This is a genomic window from Arthrobacter sp. NtRootA1 (assembly GCF_019976975.1).
GTDB classification, from domain to species: Bacteria; Actinomycetota; Actinomycetes; order Actinomycetales; family Micrococcaceae; genus Arthrobacter; species Arthrobacter aromaticivorans.
Genome location: NZ_AP024630.1, coordinates 2,757,753 through 2,782,258 on the forward strand (window position 1 = coordinate 2,757,753; position 24,506 = coordinate 2,782,258).

The 24,506-nt window shown below is 60.5% G+C and carries 21 protein-coding genes; 9 read left to right on the forward strand and 12 right to left on the reverse strand.

Annotated features, from left to right (window positions below; all coding sequences use genetic code 11):
• The first annotated feature begins 309 nt into the window (after nt 1-309).
• Nucleotides 310-660: a hypothetical protein gene (locus LDN90_RS12350; RefSeq protein WP_223945913.1), complete on the forward strand. Its 351-nt coding sequence runs from the start codon at nt 310-312 to the stop codon at nt 658-660.
• A gap of 200 nt (nt 661-860) precedes the next feature.
• Here the strand turns inward: LDN90_RS12350 and LDN90_RS12355 are convergent, their stop codons facing one another.
• Together LDN90_RS12355 and LDN90_RS12360 are read right to left on the reverse strand one after the other, a co-directional pair.
• A complete protein-coding gene (locus LDN90_RS12355; protein ID WP_223945914.1) occupies nt 861-1,916 on the reverse strand; it encodes a haloacid dehalogenase-like hydrolase in 1,056 nt (351 codons plus the stop codon).
• Nucleotides 1,917-2,354: 438 nt separating this feature from the next.
• The gene (locus LDN90_RS12360; RefSeq protein ID WP_223945915.1) at nt 2,355-4,748 is read right to left on the reverse strand and encodes an excinuclease ABC subunit UvrA; all 2,394 of its coding nucleotides are present in this window, start codon (nt 4,746-4,748) and stop codon (nt 2,355-2,357) included.
• Between the two features lie 250 nt (nt 4,749-4,998).
• On the opposite strand from LDN90_RS12360, the gene LDN90_RS12365 reads away from it, so the two are divergent.
• Genes LDN90_RS12365 through LDN90_RS12375 form a run of 3 tightly spaced genes read left to right on the forward strand, consistent with a single transcriptional unit; the run spans nt 4,999 to nt 7,991 of the window.
• A complete protein-coding gene (locus LDN90_RS12365; RefSeq protein ID WP_223945917.1) occupies nt 4,999-6,135 on the forward strand; it encodes a type III polyketide synthase in 1,137 nt (378 codons plus the stop codon).
• Nucleotides 6,132-6,851, forward strand: a complete 720-nt coding sequence (locus tag LDN90_RS12370; RefSeq protein WP_223945918.1) for a class I SAM-dependent methyltransferase — start codon at nt 6,132-6,134, stop codon at nt 6,849-6,851. Before LDN90_RS12365 ends, LDN90_RS12370 begins: the two co-directional genes overlap by 4 nt.
• Nucleotides 6,852-6,860: 9 nt before the next feature.
• Nucleotides 6,861-7,991, forward strand: a complete 1,131-nt coding sequence (locus tag LDN90_RS12375; RefSeq protein WP_223945919.1) for an NAD(P)/FAD-dependent oxidoreductase — start codon at nt 6,861-6,863, stop codon at nt 7,989-7,991.
• A 9-nt stretch (nt 7,992-8,000) separates the two neighbouring features.
• Here the strand turns inward: LDN90_RS12375 and LDN90_RS12380 are convergent, their stop codons facing one another.
• Entirely contained in the window at nt 8,001-8,444 is a 444-nt protein-coding gene (locus LDN90_RS12380) for a nuclear transport factor 2 family protein (protein ID WP_216925685.1), read from the reverse strand.
• A 98-nt stretch (nt 8,445-8,542) separates the two neighbouring features.
• Between LDN90_RS12380 and LDN90_RS12385 the strand changes: the two genes are divergently transcribed.
• Nucleotides 8,543-9,220: a peptide deformylase gene (locus LDN90_RS12385; protein ID WP_216925686.1), complete on the forward strand. Its 678-nt coding sequence runs from the start codon at nt 8,543-8,545 to the stop codon at nt 9,218-9,220.
• A 17-nt stretch (nt 9,221-9,237) separates the two neighbouring features.
• On the opposite strand, the gene LDN90_RS12390 is transcribed toward LDN90_RS12385, so the two are convergent.
• Nucleotides 9,238-11,253: a S9 family peptidase gene (locus tag LDN90_RS12390; protein WP_223945920.1), complete on the reverse strand. Its 2,016-nt coding sequence runs from the start codon at nt 11,251-11,253 to the stop codon at nt 9,238-9,240.
• Between the two features lie 69 nt (nt 11,254-11,322).
• Here LDN90_RS12390 and LDN90_RS12395 point away from each other — a divergent pair, with 69 nt between their 5' ends.
• The 4 genes from LDN90_RS12395 (at nt 11,323) to LDN90_RS12410 (ending at nt 14,418) form a co-directional block, all read left to right on the forward strand.
• Nucleotides 11,323-12,177, forward strand: a complete 855-nt coding sequence (locus tag LDN90_RS12395) for a methyltransferase domain-containing protein (protein WP_223945921.1) — start codon at nt 11,323-11,325, stop codon at nt 12,175-12,177.
• Nucleotides 12,178-12,260: 83 nt separating this feature from the next.
• Nucleotides 12,261-12,722, forward strand: a complete 462-nt coding sequence (locus tag LDN90_RS12400; protein WP_216925837.1) for an NfeD family protein — start codon at nt 12,261-12,263, stop codon at nt 12,720-12,722.
• A 96-nt stretch (nt 12,723-12,818) separates the two neighbouring features.
• Nucleotides 12,819-13,814 carry an SPFH domain-containing protein gene (locus LDN90_RS12405; protein WP_223945923.1) on the forward strand — a complete coding sequence of 332 codons (996 nt, stop codon included), beginning with the start codon at nt 12,819-12,821 and terminating at the stop codon, nt 13,812-13,814.
• 256 nt (nt 13,815-14,070) lie between these two features.
• Nucleotides 14,071-14,418 carry an RNA polymerase-binding protein RbpA gene (locus LDN90_RS12410; RefSeq protein ID WP_021470504.1) on the forward strand — a complete coding sequence of 116 codons (348 nt, stop codon included), beginning with the start codon at nt 14,071-14,073 and terminating at the stop codon, nt 14,416-14,418.
• Between the two features lie 74 nt (nt 14,419-14,492).
• On the opposite strand, the gene LDN90_RS12415 is transcribed toward LDN90_RS12410, so the two are convergent.
• From LDN90_RS12415 to LDN90_RS12450, 8 genes are all read right to left on the reverse strand, one after another.
• Nucleotides 14,493-15,236 (reverse strand): polyprenol monophosphomannose synthase, encoded by a 744-nt coding sequence (locus LDN90_RS12415; protein WP_223945924.1) that lies wholly within the window; start codon nt 15,234-15,236, stop codon nt 14,493-14,495.
• A 419-nt stretch (nt 15,237-15,655) separates the two neighbouring features.
• Entirely contained in the window at nt 15,656-17,317 is a 1,662-nt protein-coding gene (locus LDN90_RS12420) for an amidohydrolase family protein (protein WP_223945925.1), read from the reverse strand.
• Nucleotides 17,318-17,412: 95 nt separating this feature from the next.
• Nucleotides 17,413-20,382 carry a DEAD/DEAH box helicase gene (locus LDN90_RS12425; protein ID WP_223945931.1) on the reverse strand — a complete coding sequence of 990 codons (2,970 nt, stop codon included), beginning with the start codon at nt 20,380-20,382 and terminating at the stop codon, nt 17,413-17,415.
• A gap of 24 nt (nt 20,383-20,406) precedes the next feature.
• Complete coding sequence (tatC, locus tag LDN90_RS12430; RefSeq protein ID WP_223945933.1) at nt 20,407-21,243, reverse strand: twin-arginine translocase subunit TatC; 837 nt, start codon at nt 21,241-21,243, stop codon at nt 20,407-20,409.
• 6 nt (nt 21,244-21,249) lie between these two features.
• Entirely contained in the window at nt 21,250-21,519 is a 270-nt protein-coding gene (gene tatA, locus LDN90_RS12435) for a Sec-independent protein translocase subunit TatA (RefSeq protein ID WP_223945935.1), read from the reverse strand.
• Nucleotides 21,520-21,555: 36 nt separating this feature from the next.
• Complete coding sequence (locus LDN90_RS12440; RefSeq protein WP_223945936.1) at nt 21,556-21,906, reverse strand: hypothetical protein; 351 nt, start codon at nt 21,904-21,906, stop codon at nt 21,556-21,558.
• Between the two features lie 9 nt (nt 21,907-21,915).
• Complete coding sequence (locus tag LDN90_RS12445; RefSeq protein ID WP_223945938.1) at nt 21,916-23,955, reverse strand: WYL domain-containing protein; 2,040 nt, start codon at nt 23,953-23,955, stop codon at nt 21,916-21,918.
• Between the two features lie 97 nt (nt 23,956-24,052).
• Nucleotides 24,053-24,448, reverse strand: a complete 396-nt coding sequence (locus tag LDN90_RS12450) for an FKBP-type peptidyl-prolyl cis-trans isomerase (RefSeq protein WP_216925697.1) — start codon at nt 24,446-24,448, stop codon at nt 24,053-24,055.
• Nucleotides 24,449-24,506: the final 58 nt, after the last annotated feature.

Sequence of the window (24,506 nt, forward strand, 5' to 3'; positions counted from 1 at the left end):
AGCAAGCCGCGGACTGGCATTAAAAATTAAAGTCGGTATGGTGATGGGTAGATAGCGTTTAGAAAGGCGTGATTCCAGTGTCTGGTAAGTCTCCGAGAAATGTTGGGACCAAAAAAGCAGGAAAATCTATCCTTGAAAAAAGAGCTGCAAAAAGGGCAAAAAACGATACGAGTGAAAATCTCTTCCAAAAACCGCGTAAAAACCAACGGTGACACGTCGCCCTTACGCTCTGTCTTGGTAGTGGAGCTGGTACCGGAGGCACGGCGATGTCTGAGAATTCCGCCAGCCCAGAAATGGAAGGGATGAATTATGTATTGGGAGCGCATTGCCCTGATTGTCCCCGCTCCCCTCAGGCAGCCCGTCCGCATCGAAAGGATCGAGGCGACATTGCTTACCCGGCAAAGGCTGCTTGAAGGAAACGTCGAAGCAATTACCTGCAACGGTTGGCACGCTTATTTGAACGACGAGGCAGAGTCTATTCCGCTGCCCCTGAATTCCCGGGCCGAGGTTTTGCTCCGCGAAGCGGGTCTGGAGATCGAACAGCCCGTCAGGGGCACAGCTGTTCTTCTTGGCCATGACGCCCACGGTGATGAGGAAGATGCACCCCCTCATTTACTCCAGCTGGCCGAGCATCTTTTCGATACAGCTCTTGCCCCGTAGCCACAGGGAGATAACTGCCGCTTCGAGGTCGGTCAGCGGCTAAGGCCCTTACAGACGGAATTCCATCTGTAAGGGCCTTTCCTAGGTTTCGCGCCACCTCAAAGGAGGCTTATGCCATGCAACGCTATGGGCGCTCAGAGTCACCATGGGAAGCCTGAAATAGGACCCTTCGCAACAGAAGCTGGTATCCGGAAATCCCCTCAGTGGACACGGTCCACCTGGTCCGGGATGAGGCTGCCGTCCTCGCGCACCACCGGCCCCTTGCTGCCGTCCGGGTTGGTGTAGGCCTTGGTGGCGCATGGATACGGCTCGCTACGCTGTGGTTTGGGGTCGATGAACATTGGCGTGATGAGCCACTTGCCGTCCTCGTTGTCGTACGCGCGGCACATGATTTCGGCGTTGTTCCGGTTCGCCACCAGCCTGGCTTCGGTGGCGTCGGCAACGAAGGTTACGTCCGTGCCGGAGTCACCGGCGGCCAGGATCTGGCGGCGTTCGGCAGGCAGCTGCTCAAAGGCCGAAGGAGCCTCGACGCCGAAGATCACCTGATTGGCCCAGCAACGTTTTCCCTCGATGTAGGTCATGACTGAATCTTCGCCGTCGGGTATTCCGCCACAGCCTTTCAGGTGGGAAGTTTGGATGCCGTCCTCGTATACGCTGCGGACGCCTACGACGTGCCCGGCGTCGATGCCGACCTCGCCGGCCCATGCCTTGACCACCGGCTCCGGCGAAGCGGAGACCACCCAGGTTTCGATACCGTGAGCCTGAAGGACGCCGATGAGGTCCTTGATCTGTGGGTATATCCGGATGTAACCGTCCACCTGCTGGCTTCCAACGGTCTGCATGCTACCTTGTGCTGCCAGCAGGTTCTCCTGCTTCATCGAGAGAGCGAACTGGCCGAGTTGCTCCTCGGTATATCCAGCAGACAGGGCCGTACCCCAGGCGTAGGCGCCTATGAGGTGACGGGCATTGAAGCCCTCAAAAGCCGGTTCGCCGGAACGCGTCTTGTCCTCAAGGATGGCGAGGATTTCATCGGCACACTCCGTGTTGATGCTGGTCTTGAGCGGTTGACCTGCGGGCGTGTCGGTACCGCATGCCGCTGTCAGCGCTCTCGCTGCCGCATCTGTCAGGTAACGGTTTGTGCTCTTCCAATCCTTATTGGCCGGTTGCAGGACTTTGTCGTGCCTGAGCATCCAAAAATTCGTGCCGTAGCCAATGTCGTTCTTTACTACCGTGTTGTCCCAGTCAAAGATCGCCACTGGAGCTTTGTCGCCGCGGGCTGTTCCGGTGCAGCTGCTGTGGGCGTCAATGGTCTTTTGTAATTGCCCACGGACCTCGCTTGGCCATGCCAGTTGAGCGTCAAGTTGGCGGCATTCGGCTGCTGGCTGAGTGTTGGTGGCAGGAGCTGTGGCGCACGACGCTGCCGACATGAGGGTCGCAACTACGGCCGCAGTGGTCGCAAATCGGAAATACTGTTTCCTGCGGAATTCCTTCCTGCGGTTGTTGTCATCCTTGACTAACCCTAACGAAAATGTGGACATACCTTCCCCCGATTCTCAATGGTCTGTAAATAGTCCAAAGTTCTGAGTAAGTGTGTGCCACACAACGTGGTCTAGTCAAGAGATTGGGACGAATTGCTAGTAATACGACCACTCTGAAACACTCGACATTGGCATGTTTTCATGCCACCTAAGGTGTCAGGCGTCGACGTAAACCGCCAAGTGCTTACCGGTCAGCGTCGAGCGGTCGGCCACCAGATCAGCGGGCGTGCCAGAGAAAACGATCTTGCCACCATCGTGTCCGGCGCCCGGTCCGAGGTCGATAATCCAGTCCGCATGTGCCATGACGGCCTGGTGATGTTCGATGACAATGACGGACTTTCCCGACTCGACCAATCGATCCAGCATGCCAAGCAAGTTCTGGACGTCAGCTAGATGGAGCCCCGTGGTCGGCTCGTCCAGAATGTAGATGTCGCCCTTCTCCGACATTTGCGTAGCAAGCTTGAGCCGCTGGCGTTCCCCGCCAGACAGCGTAGTGAGCGGCTGTCCAAGCGTCAGGTAACCGAGCCCGACGTCGGCGAGGCGGTCCAGGATCTTGTGTGCGGCCGGTGTGCGTGCTTCCCCTTCGCTGAAGAAGGTCTCAGCCTCGTTGACAGACATTGCAAGCACCTCTGCAATATTGCGTCCGCCAAGCTTGTACTCCAATACCGAGGCCAGGAAGCGCTTTCCTTCGCATTCCTCACACGTTGATTCCACCGTCGCCATGACGCCCAGATCTGTGTAAATGACGCCGGCGCCGTTGCAGGTGGGGCACGCGCCCTCCGAGTTTGAACTGAAGAGCGCCGGTTTCACATTGTTGGCCTTGGCGAATGCCTTGCGTATGGGTTCAAGGAGCCCGGTGTAAGTTGCAGGATTGCTCCGGCGGGAACCGCGGATGGCACCTTGGTCGATCACCAGGACGCCGTCACGTTTGGCCACCGACCCGTGAATCAGCGAGCTCTTGCCCGATCCGGCCACACCCGTGAGTACACACAGGACGCCCAACGGAATATCAACGTCCACGTTTTGAAGATTGTTGGTGGAAGCTCCCCGGACCTCAAGGGTGCCGGAAGCTGACCGGACTTGCTCTTTAATGGATGCGCGATCGTCGAGGTGGCGTCCAGTGATGGTGTCACTCCCCCGCAGCCCGTTCAGATCGCCTTCGAAGCAGACCGTGCCACCGCCTGTGCCCGCGCCAGGTCCAAGATCCACCACATGGTCAGCGATCGCGATCGTTTCGGGTTTGTGCTCGACTACCAGCACAGTGTTGCCTTTATCGCGCAACTGCAGCAGCAACTGGTTCATACGCTCGATGTCATGCGGATGCAGGCCGATAGTTGGCTCGTCGAAGACATAGGTGATGTCAGTCAGGGATGAGCCCAGATGCCGGATCATCTTGGTTCGCTGCGCCTCTCCCCCGGACAAGGTACCGGCAGGCCGATCGAGGGACAGGTATCCGAGTCCTATCTCGGCGAAGGAGTCCAAGAGGTGCTGCAGTCCCTTGAGAAGCGGAGCCACGGAGGGTTCATTGATTTCCCGGATCCATACAGCAAGGTCACTGATCTGCATCGTGCACACATCCGCGATGCTCTTGCCTCTGATCTTGGAAGAACGTGCCTCCGGGCTCAACCTGGTGCCCTCACACTCCGGACAGGTGGTAAAGGTGATGGCCCGCTCCACGAAAGCCCGGATGTGTGGTTGAAGTGCGTCAACGTCCTTGGAGAGCATCGACTTCTGGATTTTTGGGATGACGCCTTCATAGGTGAGGTTGATGCCTTCGACCTTGATTTTGGTAGGTTCCCGGTATAGGAGGTCGTGGAGCTCCTTTTTGGTGAACTTGGCAATTGGCTTATCCATATTAAAGAAGCCTGAACCGCTGAAGATACGGCCATACCAGCCATCCATCGTGTACCCCGGAATGGTGAGCGCGCCTTCGTTCAAGGACTTGCTGTCGTCATACAGCGCGGTGAGATCGAAATCGTTGACTGAACCCATTCCCTCGCATCGTGAGCACATGCCGCCCAGGCGATTGAAGGTGGCCTTCTCCGTTTTGGTTTTGCCCTCTCCGCGATCGACCGTGATGGCCCCGCTGGCCTTTACGGTTGGCACGTTGAATGAGTACGCGTTCGGCGATCCGATGTGGGGCTGCCCGAGCCGGCTGAAGAGAATACGAAGCATGGCATTGGCATCTGTCGCAGTACCCACCGTCGAGCGCGGATTTGAGCCCATCCTCTCCTGGTCCACGATGATGGCCGTTGTCAGGCCTTCCAGCATGTCCACGTCCGGCCGCGACAATGAAGGCATGAAGCCCTGAACAAAAGCGCTGTATGTCTCATTGATCATTCGCTGGGACTCTGCTGCGATGGTGCCAAAGACCAACGAACTTTTGCCCGAGCCAGAGACACCCGTGAACACCGTGAGGCGACGTTTAGGGATCTCGACACTGATGTCCTTGAGGTTGTTCTCGCGCGCACCCTGCACCCGTATGAGGTCGTGGGTGTCTGCTACGTGCGACGCAGGAGACTGTGTGTCGGTGCTCGTGGCAATGCTCATGATCTCTCCATCTGTTAGGCGGCAACTGCTGGCCGGCGACTGTTGGTCTGTGCTGCCCAACAGTCCCCCTGTCGGCACCGCCTGCCTGTACTACCAACCTCGGTCAGTACGTCAAATTCTCGTTCGTCGTCGCGAATGCGGCAACGGTCATTGACCACACTAGCGGCGTCTGCCGCAGGCCATTGGGAGGACGCGAAGCCTGAGCGGCTCCAACCATTGTCATCAGCCGCCGACTCGCTAAGAATGAAGCATGCCGGTATACATGAGGTCCCTCGAAACCGCAGTTCCGCCAACCATCCTCGTGCAGTCGCAGGCACGCGACGTCTTCGCAGCTCAACCGGGCCTGACAAGGCTCGGCTCGCGGTTGGTATCCACTTGCTTCGACTCAGCTGCAATAGATACCCGATATACCGCGGTGGAAGAGCTGAGCCTCGACGCGCATCCGGAAAATCCGCGATTCTTTGACCCCTCGACCAATCAAGTGCTGAGCCCCAGCACCAAAGTCCGGAACGAGATTTTTGCCACGGAGGCCACCAAGCTCTTTATCGAGTCCGGCAAGGCTGCCGTAGCACGCGTGCCGGACATCGACCTCGATGACATTACTCATGTCATCACGGTGTCCTGCACGGGATTCTTCAACCCTGGTCCCGACTACAAGGTCGTCCGGGCCCTGGGACTGAACCCTGCCGTGCAGCGTTACCACCTCGGCTTCATGGGGTGCTATGCCGCGTTTCCAGCCCTGAAGGCAGCCAAGCAGTTCTGCCTGGCAGATCCAGCCGCGGTCGTACTGGTCATCTGTGTGGAACTTTGTTCGCTACACGTGCGTACATCCAACGACCCCGACACCATCATGGGTTCGGCCATCTTCGGTGACGGTGCTGCCGCGGCCATTGTGACGTCCAAGGAACCCCAAGGGCCCGAACCGGTGATCAGGCTGGACCACTTCGAAACGGTCCTCACCCCCGTTGGTGAAGAGGCAATGGCCTGGAATATTGGCGACGAGGGATTTGAAATGGTCTTGGGTTCCTATGTGCCCCACATCATCGAGGAGCACATCACCGGGGCGTTGGAGCCGTTGCTCGCGAAAGAGCCGCGACTGGCAGAACTCCCCTATCGCGATATAACGCACTGGGCCATTCACCCCGGTGGGCGCAGCATTCTGGACAAGGTCGAATCCAAGCTCGAACTCACCGCAGAGCAACTGGTCCCGGCAAGGGAAACACTCAGGGAATACGGCAACATGAGTAGCGCCACCGTCCTCTTTGTTTTGAAGTACATGCTCGGGCAGCCGGCAAACCAACGGGAGGAACCAATCTGCTCCATGGCGTTCGGTCCCGGCCTCACGGTGGAGACTGGCCTCTTTACATTGGTCTCTCCCACCCCGTGAGCCCGTGGGGATCCCTGAAAGACAGGGACGTGGATGCCATCGAGGACATGGACCGGCCTGATTGTGACCTCCGGCGCCTGGATCGCAGTTACGCCCGCTTCCCCGCGGTTAACCGACTCCTTTCCGGATGGCACCGGACGTACCGTGATCGCTTCCGTCCACTTCTCGCAGCCAGCGGCACGGCGTCGGTGCTGGACATCGGGTGCGGTGGTGGGGACGTCGCCCGAAGCCTGGCCGGATGGGCCGCCAAGGATGGATACACGCTGAAGGTAACTGCCATAGACCCTGACGAACGGGCATACAATTTTGCGATCCGGGCGCCAGCGATCGAGGGCGTCACCTACCGGCAAGCGCACAGCGCCGATCTTGTCGCGGAGGGCAGGGGGTTCGATATCGTCCTCTCGAATCACATCCTCCACCATCTCGATGCTGACCAACTCGCCGGAGTCTTGAAGGACTCAGAAGTACTGTGCCGGAGGGTAGCCCTGCACAATGACCTCAAGCGGAGCAACATCGCTTACCTTCTCTTCGCGGCCGGCTTCTGGCCTTTGGGCGTTGGCTCTTTCATCTGCGGTGATGGTTTGGTCTCCATCAGGCGCAGCTTCACCTCCGGGGAGCTCCAGTCGGTGGCCCCGGAAGGATGGAGGGTGGATCCGAACGGACCCTGGCACAACCTGCTCGTCTACGAGCCTGCCGGCAATGGATCCCGAACATGAGGGCCGGACGTGCTTGACGTCATCATCGTGGGTGCCGGTCCGGTCGGTTTGTTCATGGGTGCCTTGTTGCTCAAACAAGGGCACCAGATCCGAATCCTTGAACGCCGCCTGAACAAGAGCCACCGTTCCAGGGCAATAGGGATTCACCCCCCGGCGCTCACTGAACTGGACCGGGCCGGTCTATCCGCGCCGTTGTTGGCTTCCGGCGTGCGGATCGAGCGGGGCGTTGCGTACAGCAAAGGCAAAAAGATCGCCGAGCTGCCCTTTACAGGGGACCCGGACTTTCCCTTCATCCTCGCAGTGCCGCAACCAGTGACGGAGCAGACACTGGAGCAAGCGGTTCTGGCGTTGGACTCCGAGGCGATCATCCGCGGCGCAGACGTGCGCCATTTTGCCGACGACGGCGGCACGGTCAGCGTCCGGGCGGCCTCACCTTCCGGAGAACACACCTTCACCAGCCGCCTTTTGGTGGCAGCTGACGGAGCGCACTCGCTGATACGTCAACGTCTTCTCCCTGGCCTTCCGGCAAGTAGCTATCCGGATAGTTATCTGATGGGAGATTTCATTGATGGGACAGGCCACGGAGACAACGCGGTCTTGTATCTGGAGCCCGAGGGGATCGTAGAGTCCTTCCCCTTGCCTGGGGATGTTCGCCGGTGGGTGGTGCGGCTTGGAGTCTCGGCCGATGGAGCGACGGCGGCAGACCTGGCTGCCTTGGTCCAAGCCCGGACCGGCGCCGTGCTGGATCCGGAAAGCAACAGCATGCTCAGCCCATTTGACGTCCAGTCCAGGCTTGCGGGCCGTATGATCCATGGCAGAACTGTGTTGTTGGGCGATGCCGCCCATGAGATCAGTCCCATTGGTGGCCAGGGCATGAACCTTGGATGGCTTGATGCTGCTGCCTTGGCACCTCTCATTGATGCCTCCCTCAGGGGACACGCTGTCGGTCGCCAGCTTCAGTTGTTCGAGAAGGACCGACGCCGGGCAGCCGCCCGCGCATCCTTGCAGGCCAGTTTGAACATGGCACTCGGAAGGCCCCTGCCTCCCCCAGTCATGGCAGCCAGGAACTCGGTTTTTACATATGCCTTGGAATTTCCCACTGTCTCAGCGTTGGTGGAGCGGCGATTCACGATGCGCTAGGGTGCGTGTTCATTCAGGACGTTCCTTGTTATTAAGAAAGTTCCCTTGTTCAGGGAGTGTGTAGTAGCAGTCGTAGGTGTCCTGGCTGACAATTAAACCGTCCCGCAGCTCAAATACAGCAGTGCTCCGCGCACGTACGGTTTCGCCGGCGTCCCAATGCGGCAGGTCCAGGAGCAACGTGGCTGACCAGTTCATCTCCACGACTACCCGGTTGCCTTCGCAAGTAGTGCGGGCTACCTCAAATCTCTGGTTCGCCACAATGTTCTTACTGTGATCCGCGCCAGTGAGGGTCTCCTGAAGGGTCCTGACGGACCCGGTCTTGGACAGGGCGTGCGGCCATTCCGTAAGTGTGAAGTCGTGGGCCAGATACGGGCTGATCTCAGCGGCTCCGCCACCGGACTCAACCGTCCTGATAAACCCGAGTACATGGTCCAGGGGGTTGCTTTCGCTCATCCGACGAGCCTAGCTGAACGCGGAGGCCAAAGCCCGGCAAGGGCGAACCCGGAGCAGGGAACGGGCGCGAAGAGGAGCCTTCGCGTTAGGCTCAAGTCATGACGCAGCAACCTCACTCCGAGGCGCCCAGCCCCGCCACCGACTTCAATCCCCTCCAGATCAGGGACGCAGTCCGGCGGCTACTTGAAACAGAGGAACTTCCGCCGATTGTTCAAGCCGGGCACCCCGTCCTCCGGCAACAGGCGGCGCCATATGACGGCCAGCTTGATGGCGCTGAATTGGAGGCGCTCATAGAGCGGATGCGTGAGGTCATGCATGCGGCGCCGGGGGTTGGACTGGCGGCTCCTCAGTTGGGCATTCCGTTGCAGTTGGCAGTCCTTGAAGACAAGTACGAGGTGGATCCGGAGTCGGCAACGGTCCGGCATAGGGAGCCGCTGGAGTTCATGGCTGTCCTCAACCCGCAATATCGTCCTCTGGGAAGCGAGACAGCGTCCTTCTATGAGGGATGCCTGTCCGTCAGCGGCTATCAAGCGGTGGTCACCAGATACCGCAACGTGGAACTGAGTTACCTCACGCCAGAGGGACGTCCGGTGGAGGAATGGTTCTCAGGGTGGCAGGCACGCATAGTGCAGCACGAAACGGACCACGTGCAGGGAATTCTTTACGTGGACAAGGCAGAACTGCGGTCGCTTTGCAGCAACGCGGAACACTCCCTACGGTGGTCCAATCCGGACATTGAGGACGCGCGCCGGACCCTCGGTTTCCTGCACGGCTAGCTGGTCCGTAGCGGGCTTCAGCCCGTCACGCGGTTTGATGCAGTCGGCAGATACCTGGCCCACCAGGCAAGGATGTGCTCGAACCGCTGCTTGCGGTGATGCGGTGTCCCGGAACGCGACAATTCGTGGTCTTCGCCCGGGAAGACGAGTAACGACGTCTCAATTCCCCTCTCCTTGAGGAGCGCGTAGTACCGCTGCCCTTGTTCGAGGGGACACCGAAGATCGTTTTCGCTGTGGATCACCAGGGTCGGTGTCACGACGGAGTCAGCTACGGCCAAGGGGCTTTGTGCCACAAGCTGACCGGGTGTGGCGCCAGCGTACTCGCCGCCAAAAAACCAGCCGATGTCAGAAGTGCCGGCAAAGCTGACAGGGTCCAGGAATCCGCGTTCGACAATTGCCCCTTTGAAGCGGTGATCGTGTGCGATGGTCCAGGCCGTGAGGTAACCGCCATAGGATCCGCCCATGATGCCCACGCTATCGGCGTCCAAGATTGCATGGGCGGACAAGGCAGCATCCAGGAAGGCGAGTACGTCCTGCATGTCCGCTGTCCCCATTCGCTCCTTGATAACCCGTCCATGGGATTGTCCGTAGCCTGAGGAGCCCCGCGGATTGCACATCACTACCGCGTATCCTGCAGCTGCATAGACTTGCGCTTCGTCAAAGAAGGCTCCCGTGTATTGGGAAAACGGACCTCCATGGATACTCAGCAGGACAGGGTGTGGTCCGGGTCCGTCGGGCAGCACCAACCAACCGTTCACGGGGTATCCGTCGTCGGCGATTGCCTGGAAATCCAGCGGCTCACTGACCCTTGAGCTATTCCGTAGTTCCGCAGAGAAGTCTGTCAGCAGGCGCAGTTCACCACGCTCCAGGGAGCCGACGTCGCCAGCGGTGGACGCGTCCAGGAAGCTCACGGCAATTTCACCATTGGCAGCAACTGTGGCTCCGGTGACCACGCGGGCGCCATGCACCAGTGGCGTAAGGCTTCCCGCCGCCGTGACATCGAGGAGCTCCACGCTGCCCAATGCTGTGTTCAGGACCAGGACGCTGTCCGGTCCGCTCGGTTCCAGCGGACCTGAGATGTCCAAATGCTCGACGTCGGTGAGGGCAACGGCATCTCCCCCGGCGACGGGCATTGAATAGAGGACGCTGTTGCGCGCGACAAAATCCCGTCCTGTATCGCCAAGGTCCTGTGCGGTGAAGAAGAGCGAGCGGCCATCGGTGGACGCCCGCACGGCCGTGACGGTCTGCAGTTTTGGGTTGTGGGGTTTGATGAGCTCTGGTTCGCCGCCCGTTGCGTCAATCCGGTACACGGACGTTACGAGGTCGTCATCATGCCCGTCGTGTAGGGCAGCTATGAAGTAAACGAACCTGCCGTCGGCGGAGAAACACGGCGCCTCATGGTCTGATTCGCCAAACGTCGTCTGCCTGGCATCGGGAACCCCGGTTACCTTGGCACCCGGCCGTTCGTGGGCGGCTCTGCCGCGGGGAATGACCACAGGCTCGCCACCTAATTCCGGCACGTCAACCACAAACAGTTGCTGGCGCTGGTCCAGGACGTACCCCACGCCGTTCATCCGGTACTGGTTCACGGCGATAAGCCGGGCGTCTTCGCTGCCGGAAGTAACGCCGTCGACCGTTCCATAGCGGCCCGGTTCCGCAACACGGCTGGTGAAGACCACCCGATGGGAATCCGGAGCCCACGCAAACCCGCTGACCCCGCCGTGCTGATCCGTTACCTGCTGCGGTTCGCCCCCTGCCGACTCCACAACAAACAGTTGCGCTTTTCCCTCTGCATCGCTGCGCAGGAAGGCCAAAACCAGGCCGTCAGGCGAGAAAGCCGGGGAAGTGTCCCTGAACCCGCGGGTGATGCGTCGTGGGCGCTTGTTGGTGTCCAGCGGTACGTTCCACAATTGACCAACGTAAGCATCGGCGTCGAAATCAGGCCTGACCACGGATACCACCGCTTTAGTACCGTCCGGATGGATGGCAGGGGCGGAGACGGAGTTCAACAAAGGCAGCTGCTCGGGTTTCACCTTGGTGAGCCTAGCCCCGCCGCCCTGGCGCAGGCACCAGACACTCCGGCCCACCGTAGGATTGAATCCATGTTGTCCGATGCCGTTGCCGCCCTCCGTTGTCCCGTTTGCGAAGGGCGGTTTCAGCTTGTCGAGGATCCGCAGCGGAGGCTCGTTTGCGGCTCCGGGCATGTATTCGACGCCGCGAAGCAAGGTTACTTCAACCTGCTGACAGGTAAGGGCACAGTCTTCGAAGCTGATTCGGCGGAGATGGTGGGAGCCCGGCATCGATTCCTAGACAGCGGACATTACGCTGCTTTGGCCCAGCGAGTCGCTGGCCTGGCAGCCGCATCGCTGCAGCGGCCCGGGGCCGTGGTTCTCGACGCCGGCACGGGCACCGGGCACTACCTCCACAGTGTCCTGGAAAGCACTCCGGCTTCTGCGATAGGCCTGGACATCTCCAAATTCGCACTCCGCCGCGCTGCACGGCTCAACGGGGATGCTGCCAACCTCGTCTGGGATATTTGGCGTCCGTTTCCCGTAGCCGATGACGCGGTGGACGTGATCCTGGTGGTGTTCGCTCCAAGGAATCCGCCGGAGTTCGCCCGGGTGCTGCGACCCGGTGGAAAGCTGATTGTGGTGACACCGCAGCAAGGACACCTGGCTGAAATCGCTGCCCGCACCGGAATGCTCAGTATTGAGGAAGGCAAGGCCGAGCGTTTGGCTGAATCCCTGGGCGGCTATTTCCACGCGGATTCAACGTACAACCTGGACGTGCCGCTCACCCTCACGGGCTCCGAGCTGGCCGACATCGCCTATATGGGACCGGCCGGTCACCACATCAAGCCCGAAGAACTCGCACTGCTGGCCGGCGAGGATAGAGCCGCAGCAACCACGGCGAAGTTCCGTATCAGCCTCTTCACAGTGGGTGCTTCGGCTTCCTGACGAGGAACTCGGCGTCGGGCTAGGATGGAGGAACAGCGACTGTGATCCCGTCTTCGACGGGGTCCGGGACCAAGGGGGAAATGATGTTTGAATGGCTCGGCGAGAATTGGTGGGCTCTCTGGCTCACGGTCTTCCTCGCGTTCGCGGTGGTGGAGATGCTCACACTCGACCTCTTCTTCATCATGCTCGGCGGAGGCGCGCTGGCAGGGCTCATTGCCGACTTCGCCGGGGCGGATTTCTGGCTCCAGATCGTCATCTTCAGCGTGGTCTCCCTCTTGATGATCGCTTTCGTGCGGCCGGTCGCCTTGAAACACCTGCATAAGGGACCAGCAGAACAGCGGACGAACATCGACCGGCTTATCGGACAGCCCGCCCTCGTCATAGAAGCCGTCACGGGCACCAGCGGCCTGGTAAAGATCGGCGGCGACGTCTGGAGCGCGCGCAGCACCGCCGGAGTCCTCGACGCCGGCGCCACCGTTCAGGTCACCAGGATTGACGGCGCGACGGCGGTAGTAGCCTCGCCTGCCGAAAACAGCCCGCGCTGATTCGAACCGGAAAACCAGAATTCTGCGGATAACGGGCTGGCAACCTGCCCGCAAAAGGCCAAAGCAAGCCACGCAATTGGGGAATCAAGGAGACGCATGGACGGTTTAGGAGGAACAGCGGCAGCAGTTGTGCTGATTGTTCTCGTCATTTTTGTCATCATCGTGTTGGTCCGCTCGGTAAGGATCATCCCGCAGGCACGTGCCGGCGTCGTTGAACGCCTCGGCAAGTACCAGCGCACGCTCAACCCGGGCCTTACCATCCTGATTCCGTTCGTCGACAGGCTCCTGCCGTTGCTCGACCTCCGCGAGCAGGTGGTGTCCTTCCCGCCGCAGCCAGTCATCACCGAGGACAACCTCGTGGTTTCGATCGACACCGTGGTCTACTTCCAGGTAACGGACCCCCGCGCAGCTACCTACGAGATCGCCAACTACATCCAGGCGGTAGAGCAGCTGACCACCACCACGCTTCGTAACGTGGTGGGTGGCCTCAACCTGGAAGAGGCACTAACCTCCCGTGACCAGATCAATGGCCAGCTACGTGGAGTGTTGGACGAAGCCACAGGCCGCTGGGGCATCCGCGTTTCGCGTGTGGAACTGAAGGCTATTGATCCGCCCCACTCCATCCAGGACTCGATGGAAAAGCAGATGCGTGCAGAGCGCGACCGTCGAGCAGCGATCCTGACTGCTGAGGGAACCAAGCAGTCGCAAATCCTTACAGCCGAAGGCCAGCGCCAAGCGGCCATCCTCGCAGCTGAAGGTGATGCGAAGGCCGCCATCCTTCGGGCCGACGGTGAAGCCCAGGCCATTCAGAAAGTCTTTGACGCGATCCACAAGGGCAACCCCGACCAGAAGCTTTTGGCTTACCAGTACCTGCAGACGCTACCCAAGCTCGCTGAGGGCAGTTCCAATAAGCTGTGGATCATCCCCAGCGAAGTTGGCGAGGCCTTGAAGGGCATTGGGAGTGCGCTCGGAGGCGCCAACGGCGACACCGATGCTACTGGCTTCTTTGGCGGCAGCAACAAAGCTGCGGGCTCGGAGCCGGCAGCCCCGGTGGAATCCACCACGGCAGCACACTCAAGGCCAACAGAGTAACTCTGTTGTGAGGCAGTTGAGCGGTCAGCCAAATGGCTGGCCGCTCATCGCGTTTTGCACTGCTTTTGGGTACTGACCATCGATCCGCGTATAATGGGATATTTGTCCGGCTGGTTCAGTGTTGATGGAACATTAAAGCTTGGCCAGGCGTTGCAATTAGTGATGCAAGGTGTGCAGAAGTAGTCCGTAGGGACCGTGAAAACGGCTTACGGCTAGCGCGGAGTTCAGGCTCCGCGAACAGACAGAGGGAGTAATCATGAGCGATCGCAGCCTGCGGGGTATGCGTCTTGGCGCCCAAAGCATGGAAACCGAGTCCGGCGTTGAACCGGCACCGCGCCAGCGGGTTGAATACCGCTGCGAGGACGGCGAGCAGGTCTTCGTCACCTTCTCTGCTGAAGCCGAGATCCCCCCTGTTTGGGTTTCCAAGACTGGCAAGGAAGCCTTGCTCGTAGACGGCGAGCGTCCCGTGGATGCCAACGAGAAGGCCGTCCGTACCCACTGGGACATGCTCCTGGAACGCCGCAGCCTTCCGGAGCTGGAGCAGATCCTTGAGGATCGTTTGAACATCCTGCGTGAGCGCCGCGGAGAGCGCCGCTCAGCTTAGTCTTCAAACTCAAGCAAAAAGGCCGGACCGGCTCCTTTGGGAACCGGTCCGGCCTTTTCTTGTGGAAGCTATCTTTATTTTGCGAGGGCAGGCTGTTTTCCGGTGAGCTTGGCCCACCGTGCTGCCAGGCCCCATTTGGTGACGTTGATCATGGCTTCCAGCACAATGTTGCCGCTCATCTTCGATGCACCGAGTTCCCGCTCAACAAAGGTGATAGGACGCTCCTCGATACGCAGGCCGAGCTTGGCCACGCGCCAGGCGAGATCAACCTGGAAGCCGTAACCCACTGAATCCACTTCATCCAACTTGAGGGCTTCAAGTGTGCTGCGGCGGAAGGCACGGTAGCCGCCCGTGACGTCCTTGATTTTCAGGCCAAGCATGATGCGGGCATAGGTGCTGCCGATGCGGGAGATTGCCTGGCGGTAGAGAGGCCAGTTCACAACACTGCCTCCCGGTACCCAGCGCGAGCCCATGGCGAGGTCGGCGCCCTCTTTGACCGCATCAAGGAGGAGGGGCAGCTGCTCGGGCTTGTGGGAGCCATCGGCGTCCATCTCCACCAGAACGTCATACCCGGCGGCGAGGCCCCACTTGAAGCCGGCGATGTACGCCGCGCCAAGGCCTTCCTTGCCCTTGCGGTGCAGTACGTGCACTTGCTTGTCCTCGGCGGCTATGCCGTCAGCAAGTTGTCCCGTGCCGTCCGGGCTGTTGTCATCAACCACCAGGACGTCCGACTCAGGCACTGCGGTCCGCAGCCGACCCAATGTCTTGGGGAGCGATTCCAGCTCGTTGTAGGTAGGGATGATCGTCAGGACACGCAAGAAGAGGCCTTTCCTTGATGGAGCGGTCAGTGTGCCGGGCCAGCCTTAAGGCTGGCGTTCTGGCGCAACTCTCCATTATAGGACGATCCTGCGCACTCCTATGGGCAGCTGTGTCCCCGGCCACACGGACCTAAAGCGCTGCGGGCAGGTCCATAGACCCAGGACCAGTGTTGTCCGGACAGGTAATTTGCCGGACGAACTGTTTTCTGGGGCCCTATGGGCCTGCCCACTCGCGTACCGCCACCAGACTACGTCCTGGCCACGACCAGATAGTTACTTCCGGGGGAACCCCAAGCCTTAACAATCTGTTGAGCCTCAATGTTACGGACTTTACAAAAGCTGTCAACCAGGGGTTGACCTGCGCGTTCGTGCATCGTCCCAGTTCAGGCGCCGCATTCGAAGGCAAGGAAATAGTGCCCTCAGACGCGGAGGGATTCGTGCGCGAAGAGCTCCTGGCCTTCCCTCACGGTCTGCAGGCACACAGGATCAGTGCCGGTATCCAGGGCAGGGAGCAAGGGGGTCCGGGCACGGGGATCGGTGCTCCAGGATTGCACGCGGCTATCCGCCACCTGCACCATGAGTTCCTCAATTTCCCATACTGCGAAGCTGGCTGGCGCACCCGGGACGAGTTGGCCCATGAGAGGGTTCCTGTGCTTGGTGGCCCGCCAGCCCGCCCTGGTGTGGCCAAGGAAAGCGGCGCGGGCCGAAATGCGCTGGTCCGGGTTGCTGTGTTCCAGGCAGGCCCGGATGCTTGACCAAGGGCTGAGTGGTGTCACGGGGCTATCGCTGCCAAAGGTGATCGGAACTCCGCTGGCGTAGAACGCAGCAAAGGTGTTCATGGCCTTGCTGCGGCCGCCTAGCCGTTGCTCGTAGAGTCTTCCGGGCCCTCCCCACACAGCATCGAAGGACGGTTGCATGGAGACCGTCACCGAGTATCTGGCCAACTTGTCCACTGCGGCCTGATCGGCAAGCTCAACATGTTCAAAGCGGTGACCTGCTGCGCGGATCCGCTGCTCCCCCACCTCGGCGGCTGCGGCATCCAATGCGTCAAGCGCAACATCGAGGCCCGCATCACCAATGATGTGGAAACCGGCCTGGACGCCCAGAAGTGAGCATGCGGCAAGGTGCTTGGCGGCCTCATCTACTGAAAGATACAAATTGCCGCGTTGGCCCGGCGCATCGGAATAGTCTTGCCTCAAGGCAGCTGTTCGTGACCCGATGGATCCGTCGATGTTCAGGTCTCCCGCCAAGCCCAGGACCTCGGGTCCCACGCTGTCCAGTATGCTGCGGGCGTGATCTTCGGATGACGCCAGCTCGCCCCAATATGGCAGCACCTGCGGTTTGCCCTGTTGCCTGTTCCAGGACATGGCCATGCGAAGATCTTCCGGCCCGCAAATGTGGGGGGCCGACATTTCAGCCAAGGCAACGTACCCGTTGGAAGCCGCATGATGCAGGGCCTGTTCCTGATACCCACTCCGCTCGGTGTCACTGAAGCGCCGTGCCGCGAGACGGGCAGCGGTGTGGGCCGTCCTGACTACGCGCCCACTGTCCCCCGTGAAGCCGTCCATGCCGGCAAGGCCTGCCGACGCCGCCAGGGAGGACGAAACGAGGGCGGAATGAACGTCAATGCGCGAAAGGTAAACCTGCCTGCCAGCCGAGGCCTGTTCCAGCTCTTCAAGCGTTGGAAGGGTGGCATCCTGCCAGGTTGTTTCATCCCAGCCATGCCCAATCACCGTTCCTGTACCGCCAGCGGCGGCAACGGCGTCCAGCAGTTCCCGGGCAGAGCGCACGCCCGTCAAGGACAGTCCAGCCAAAGCGAGGCCCGTCTCCGTCAAGTGCGCATGGGAGTCAACAAAGCCCGGCGCCACGAGGGCTCCCCGAAGATCAATGACGTCCATGGTGGAATCCGCGATGGACGTCGCCGCTTGCTCGGAGCCCACCCACGCGACCGTGTCACCGTCCACCACCATGGCGGTAGCGAACGGATCGGCAGCGGTATAGATGGAACCGTTCCGGTAAAGGGTGACCTTACGGACGTTTTCGTTGGGGCGGTCGCCGGCGGACAGGCCTGGCTGGTTCATGCGGTGTGCTCCTTGAGCGTTTGAAGAAGGTCTGGGGGTCTCTAAAGCGGTTCCGGGTCAGGCGCTACTGTGCAGGTACAGGCGGCTGTGGAGGTTCAGGCGACAGTGGAGTAAGCCACGACACCCCGGCGGACCAGATCGATGGATTCACGGCAGATCCGCGTCAAGCGCGGATCCAACTGTGGAATTTTGGCGAGCTGGTCCAGGAGGTCAACCACTTGCTTTGCCCAACGGACGAAGTCCCCTGCAGCAAGGTCTGTGCCGCTGAGCACGTCCTGGAGATGGCGGCCTTTGGCCCACTTATACATCGGCCACATGAGGCCCAGCTCCGGTTCGCCGGTCAGCGGAAGCCTGTTCTGTTCCTCTGTGTCCTCAAGTTGCGACCATTCCCGGACGACGATGTCCACCGCCGTTTCCAGTGCAACCGAGGGCATCCTCGGGCGAAGGCCCCTGTCTTCGCGCTTTGCCTGGTACACCAGGGTGCTGGCCAACGAGGCCAGCTCGGCAGCATCGAGATCGTTGATGGCACCACGCCTGATGGACTGTGAAATGAGCAGGTCCTTCTCACCGTAAATGCGCCGCAGCCGCTGGCCGTCCGTGCTGATGGTGACCGTTCCGGCGTCGTTGGTTTCGAGGTAACCGTAGGCGGACAGGACGTCGCATACGCGATCGAACGTTTTGGCAATCGTGTTGGTCCTGCTTTGGATCTGGCGGATCAGGCCGTCTGTCTCCTTGCGAAGTTTCCACCAACGCTCCCCCCAGCGTGCGTGGTCTTCGCGTTCACTGCATCCATGGCAGGGATGGGCCCTGAGCGCCCTGCGCAGTTCAGTGATCTTCTGTTCCTGGTCCGGGAGCCGGGACCCCAAGCCAAAGTCTTCATGCCTGCTGTTGCGGCGCGATTTGGGGGCGTCGTCGCTGATTGCATGGCGCATGGAGGAGGCGAGGTCACGCCGCGATTTAGGGACCTTGGCATTAAAGGATTTCGGGATCCTGATCCGGGTTACAGGAGAGACCGGGGCGTCGACGTCGTGGACGCCGATCCGGCGCAGTTGATTGTCCGAGGTGAGGACCGAAGGCCTGGGCTCGCGGGCGTTGGCATCAGAATCTAGCACGACGGCGTACCCCGCCAGCCTGCCGCTGGAGACGCTGATGACGTCCCCTGGAATAAGCCGCGTCAGCGAGTCCGCCACCCTGGATTTCCGCGCGCGTTGGTAGTCCCGGGCAGCGAACTGCTCAGTATCACTAAGCTCCCGCCGGAGCCTGGCGTATTCGGTGAAGTCGCCAAGATGGCACTCCATGGATTTCGCGTATCCTGCCAACGACTCCTCACGGCCACGGACCTGCCTCGCCAGCCCGACGACAGAGCGGTCCGCCTGGAACTGCGCGAAGGACGACTCAAGGATTTCCCGTGCCCGGACCCGCCCAAATTGGGCTATCAGGTTGATGCTCATGTTGTACGTGGGCCTGAAGCTGGAATTCAGCGGGTAGGTGCGGCGGGATGCCAAGCCAGCAACGGCAGCCGGATCCGTTCCCGGCTGCCACAGGACTACGGCATGGCCCTCGACGTCGATACCCCGGCGTCCAGCCCTGCCGGTGAGCTGTGTATACTCCCCCGCCGTGATGTTGACGTGCGCTTCGCCGTTGAACTTCTCAAGCTTTTCCAGCACCACGCAGCGCGCGGGCATGTTGACCCCGAGCGCCAGCGTTTCGGTGGCAAAAACTGCCTTGACCAAGCCATCCGCAAACAGCTTCTCCACTACCTCCTTGAAAGTGGGAAGCATGCCCGCGTGGTGAGCCGCGAAGCCCCGGATGAGGCTGTCGCGCCAGCCCCAGAATCCCAAGACATCGAGGTCATCGGCAGGGATCTCGTGGCTAGCTTCATCCACCCGCTGCGCAATGATCTGCTGTTCACGCTCTGTAGTGAGCCACAGTCCCGATGCCGCGCACTGGGCCACTGCAGCGTCACAACCGGCCCGGGAAAAAATGAACGTAATAGCAGGCAGCAGGCCCTGTCGGTTAAGGCTTTCAATAACCTGGGGGCGGCTTGCCTTCCGGACCGGGCTGCGTTGTTCAGTGGTCTGCCGCTCATCCCTATAGCGGTCCTGCCGTCGGCGGCTCCGGCCACCGTGGCCGAAGCGGCCGTTGAAGTTCATCCGGCTCTCGGAGCGGGCCATTGCGAGCAGATCGGGGTTCACTTCGAACTCCGGGCCGGTCACTGCCTGCCGGGCAGGAGATGCCACAGAACTCTTAACGGCGATCTTCCGGGATTCTGCCGGCAGAGTAGCCTCATCCACGGCGTCGTCAGTATCGCTGAGATCCGGAACTTCTGTGTCCGGTATCTGGGGAGCGATTTCATCGAAAGTGGTATCGCCGGCAAAAAGGTCAACAATCTCCCTGCCCACCATGACGTGCTGCCACAGTGGTACGGGCCGGTGCTCGGACACGATGACGTCAGTATCGCCCCGAACGGTATCCAGCCAGGCGCCAAACTCTTCGGCGTTGGAGACAGTGGCGCTCAGCGAAGCAACCTGCACTTCACTGGGCAAGTGAATGATGACTTCCTCCCAGACGGCTCCGCGGAAGCGGTCTGCGAGGTAGTGGACCTCGTCCATCACGACGAAGCCGAGATCGCCGAGTGTCTCCGAGTCGGCGTACAGCATATTGCGGAGGACTTCGGTGGTCATCACCACAACGGGAGCCTCACCGTTGATGGTTGTATCACCCGTCAGCAGGCCAACGTTGGCAGAGCCATACTTGGCGGCGAGCTCGGAGAATTTCTGGTTGCTCAGGGCTTTGATGGGTGTTGTGTAGAACGCTTTGAGCCCGCGTTCCAAAGCCAGATAGATGGCAAATTCGCCAACGATCGTCTTTCCCGCACCTGTGGGAGCCGCGACGAGGACGCCGCGGCCCTCCTGCAATGATCTGCACGCCTCACGTTGGAAGTCATCCAATTCGAAGTCCAGCGTCCGGGCAAAGGCACCAAGATACGTCTTGGCCTCAGCTGCCCGGTGAGCGGCCGCCTGGTAGCGGTCTGATGGTGATGGAGACCCGGAAATGGAGGACATGCACCAAGCCTAATGGCCTGAGGTCTAGAGATTCTCCAGATCCGAGGCCGGGGTGGCAATATCTGCCGTGGCTTCGGTCTCAGCAGCTCGCTTGATGGCGCGGCGCTCTCGCCGGCGGTCGTTCCAGAGACAAACACCGATGGCAGCGAAGAACAGAAGCAGCATGGGCGCCGCCAAGTAAAACATGCTCATGGCGTCGGCACCCGGGGCAGCCATGGCCGCAAACAGGCAGACCAGGAAGATCGTAATCCGCCAGCTTTTGACCAGTTGCTTGCCCTTGATAATTCCCGCCAGGTTCAGCCCAACCAGTACCACCGGCACCAGGAAGGCGATTCCAAAAGCCAGAAGAAGCCTGAGGACGAACGCAAGGTAGATTTCGGCACTAATGAAGTTTGAAGCGCCCGTGGGTGTGAAGTCCGTGAGGACACGCACGGCGTTGGGCAACACCAGCCATGCCAGCAGGACGCCGCCGATAAACAGCGGAACGGCAGCTGCTACAAACGATAGAGCCAACCTGCGCTCTTTCTTGTGCAGGCCCGGGACTATGAATGCCCACAGCTGGTAAATCCAGACAGGACTGGAAAGGATCACGCCAAGGAATACCGAGACCTGGACCATGAGGTCGAATGAGCTGGCTACGCCATCAAAGTTGAGGCTGGCAGCGCGGCCCTCTTTTTGATTGAGGTCCTTGATCGGCTTGATCAGAGCTTCCAAGAGGGGCTGATAGACGATGAAGCCCAGCACCGTCCCAAGAATAACGCCGATGGCAGCCTTGAAGAGCCGGTTCTTGAGCTCCTTAAGATGGTCAAGGAGCGCCATCCGGGCTTCGGGGTTGGCCTTGCGCCCCTTCGTCTCTACCACTTCTTCTTAGACGCGGTTGGAGGGCGGAACGTCGGTCTCGCCGTTGTTCTTGGCCTTTACGTCCGGGTGGTCTACAACCCTGCCTTCGACGGCGTCAGAGGGGTCCTGGGTTTCCTTCTTTTCCGAGGAACCGTCCTTTTTCATTTCCCGGACTTCAGACTTGAAGATACGCATCGACTGGCCAATGCTGCGCGCCATGGACGGCAGCTTCGGTGCCGCGAAAAGCACCAGAGCCAGGACGATGATGATGATGAGATGCCAGCCTTCGAGCCTCATGTGGGGAGGTCCTTTCCTTTTGGATACATCCTACGTCTATCTGAATTCAATGTCGTGCAGGGATTGGGGCTGACCCCGCTCTGCTTTGCGCTGAACGCGCTTCTGGCGACGAACTTCCTGGCGGAAGGCTTTGGCCGTCAGGTAATCATGACGCATCTGCTCCGGCGAGGCAAAAATTGCGGATCCCGGCTCCGGTCGGCGTTCCGGGGCCTCAACATCGGAGGTTTCTACGGCAGGAGGGATATGGCTGAAACGTTGACCAGCGTCCCCTAACTCGTGAACAGTGGCCATGAATTTCCTGAACAGCCGAAAACCCAAGGTCACGTGAAGGAGCAACGACAGTGCTATGAGCGCGATCCACAGCAGGATCCAAAACCACCAAGGCATCTGAGTAGTCTAGCCAGCCATGTTGTCCGAGGAGGAAACGGCACCGTATTGGTCAAGCGCCGCCGTGAGCCACGTCTGGACTTCCTGGCGCAACTCTGCAGGGTCCAGCACCCGCACCGTCCCTCCATGTTGGGACACAAACATTGGTAACCACTCCGCATTTCCAAAGCGCACCTCAGCGAGCAGTCCGCCGTCGGGCAATTCCGCCGTGCGTTCGGCATAGTAGTCATCAGCCAGGCCAGCGCCCTGCCGGGTCAACTCAAGCACCACCAGGACGTCGTCGTCACTGGGGGTGAAGAGCCTTGCCGGGAAGTCTGCATCAGCAGTTGCTGTTCCGGAGACTGGACGGCCGTTGGCTTCCAGGGATTGCACGCGGTCCAGCCGGAAATTCCGGAGTCCTGACTTGCTATGGCAGTAGGCCTCGAAGTACCAGGTGTTGTCCAGGGAGTACAGCCGCAGCGGGTCCACGTCGCGCTGTGTTACTTCATCCCTTTGGGGGGAAAGGTAGCTCAGGTGCAGTTGTTTGCCGTCCCTGATGGCGTGCGTAATGGTGGCGAACGCCTCCGATTGCTCGGGTGCCACGGACTGGCCTGCAACTGCACCAGCCAGGCGTCCGGCTTGTCCTGCTGCGCCCGTCAATTTGATCGTCACAGACTCCAAGGCGCTGCCCGGTTCGTCTTCGGGCAAACCTGCAAGTGCAGGTAGATCGCCCAGCATCGACAATCCAGTCAGCAGCGCGGCGGCCTCGTCCTCGCTGAAGCGAACAGGACGGTTCAGGTCCAAATGTTCCGTGATGTACACATGGTCGTTTTCCCATTGGATGTCCAGGAGATCGTCCGGGTAGCCTTCGGGCAACCCGGAACAGATCAGGATTTTTAGGTCGTCGATAAGTGCTTTGCGGCTGATGCCGAAGCGATCGGCTACCTCCTGTACCTGCAGGCCCTGATGGTGGACCAGGAAGGGCACTAATTGCAGCATGCGCGTGAGTTGGTCTTCGGACGTGCGTTTCCTCGATCGCTGCGCGCGCCCAGCTTCTGGAAATTCCACTTCGATGGCCGGAGACGCATTGAACTCCGCAGCGCTTTTGAGTCGGCGTACGACGGCGGCACGCAGCCCGGCGGGTTCAACTACTTTGACGTGGGGGCCATACGAGGCCAGTTCCTCGGCGAACTGCTCGGGATCCCGGAAGTCCACCACTAGCCTGTCCCGGCCGCCCAATTCCTTCTCAGCCGGTTCCTTCCCGGCACCGCTGGAACCAGCACGTTTGCGCAGGGCTAGAAGGCGTCCGGCGTCTACGTCCATGACAGCTTGCTGCAGGGGAAGTTCGTTCAGCGAATCCAGCTCCGCCCGGGCATTGAACCCGGCTGGTGGCTCGAAGGAACTGCCCGGCATGACCGAGACGGCAGTGGTCATGCGTGACAACCTGAAAATCCTCTTGGCTGCCCTCCCCCGGTCAAATCCCACGAGGTACCACTGCCCAAACCGGCTCCCCAGGCCCCACGGCTCCACCTCGCGCACTTCCTCTCGGCCGGTGCTTCCGGCGAGGTACCCGAAGCGGACCGCATGCCTGGCGTGCATGGCTGCAACGACGTCGTCGAAGGCTTGTCCGGCTGGCTTAATCCTCGGCTGGACGCCGGCAGGCAGGTCGACGTCGGTAAATCCGCCTGCGGCCTGCAGTTTGCGGACGGCATTGACTGCGGCGTTGCCGAGAGCAGCGCGCTCCCACAACTGGGCCGCAAGGAGGAGAACGGTGGACTCGGCGGGCGTCAGGCTGACATCAGGCAGCCTGTTGGAGTCCTTGCCGATGCGGTAGCGGGTTGATGCGGGATCCTCGGCGCCGAAACTCCGGGGGTCTGTGAGGGTCTCGATCTCAAAGCCGAACTGTTTCAGATCCACTTTGTCGCGCTCGAACATCCGTCCGAACGCGACGTCGTTTTCGGCGGTGTCGTGATAGACCTTCTCCCGCAGGACAGAGCGCGGCAGGCCCACCCTGGTATTGAGCAGGGCAAGCAGGAGGTTCAGGAGTCGTTCAGTGCGGGATGCGGACACGCTTGCTACGTTACTAAAGTCCTGGGCGAAAGCAGCAAGGCGCGTCACCGGTCCGGCAAAGCCGGAAGGTAACGCGCCTTGGCAGGAAGCTTGCGCCTTAGCGGACAGCTACGAGGTCAACGACGAAAATCAACGCCTCGTTGGGCTTGATTGCTCCGCCGGCGCCACGGGATCCATACGCCAGTTCTGAAGGGATCTCCAGACGGCGACGGCCGCCAACCTTCATACCCAGCAGGCCCTGGTCCCAACCCTGGATGACCTGGCCCACGCCAACGCGGAAGTCCAGCGGAGCACCACGGCCCCAGGAAGCGTCGAACTCTTCGCCCGTTGACCAGGCGACGCCAACGTAGTGGGTGGAAACGGTGTCGCCGGCTTTGGCCTCAGCGCCGGACCCCTCGATGAGGTCCGTGATGACGAGTTCGGTGGGAACGTCGCCTTCGGGGAAGTCGATTTCGGGCTTGGTGCGGTCGAAGTCACGCTGACCAAATGACATGGTTGCTCCTTGGTGTGTGGGGTGAGTGGTGTCAGGATCAAGCTTAGCCAGTCCCGGA

Bases quoted from the DNA above. Each gene is read 5' to 3' on its own strand.
- LDN90_RS12365 (WP_223945917.1), top strand. From the start codon at position 4,999: ATGCCGGTATACATGAGGTCCCTCGAAACCGCAGTTCCGCCAACCATC.
- LDN90_RS12350 (WP_223945913.1), top strand. From the start codon at position 310: ATGTATTGGGAGCGCATTGCCCTGATTGTCCCCGCTCCCCTCAGGCAG.
- LDN90_RS12425 (WP_223945931.1), bottom strand. From the start codon at position 20,382: ATGTCCTCCATTTCCGGGTCTCCATCACCATCAGACCGCTACCAGGCG.
- LDN90_RS12395 (WP_223945921.1), top strand. From the start codon at position 11,323: ATGTTGTCCGATGCCGTTGCCGCCCTCCGTTGTCCCGTTTGCGAAGGG.
- LDN90_RS12380 (WP_216925685.1), bottom strand. From the start codon at position 8,444: ATGAGCGAAAGCAACCCCCTGGACCATGTACTCGGGTTTATCAGGACG.
- LDN90_RS12400 (WP_216925837.1), top strand. From the start codon at position 12,261: ATGTTTGAATGGCTCGGCGAGAATTGGTGGGCTCTCTGGCTCACGGTC.
- LDN90_RS12405 (WP_223945923.1), top strand. From the start codon at position 12,819: ATGGACGGTTTAGGAGGAACAGCGGCAGCAGTTGTGCTGATTGTTCTC.
- LDN90_RS12450 (WP_216925697.1), bottom strand. From the start codon at position 24,448: ATGTCATTTGGTCAGCGTGACTTCGACCGCACCAAGCCCGAAATCGAC.
- LDN90_RS12385 (WP_216925686.1), top strand. From the start codon at position 8,543: ATGACGCAGCAACCTCACTCCGAGGCGCCCAGCCCCGCCACCGACTTC.
- LDN90_RS12440 (WP_223945936.1), bottom strand. From the start codon at position 21,906: ATGCCTTGGTGGTTTTGGATCCTGCTGTGGATCGCGCTCATAGCACTG.
- LDN90_RS12420 (WP_223945925.1), bottom strand. From the start codon at position 17,317: ATGAACCAGCCAGGCCTGTCCGCCGGCGACCGCCCCAACGAAAACGTC.
- LDN90_RS12410 (WP_021470504.1), top strand. From the start codon at position 14,071: ATGAGCGATCGCAGCCTGCGGGGTATGCGTCTTGGCGCCCAAAGCATG.
- LDN90_RS12360 (WP_223945915.1), bottom strand. From the start codon at position 4,748: ATGAGCATTGCCACGAGCACCGACACACAGTCTCCTGCGTCGCACGTA.
- tatA (WP_223945935.1), bottom strand. From the start codon at position 21,519: ATGAGGCTCGAAGGCTGGCATCTCATCATCATCATCGTCCTGGCTCTG.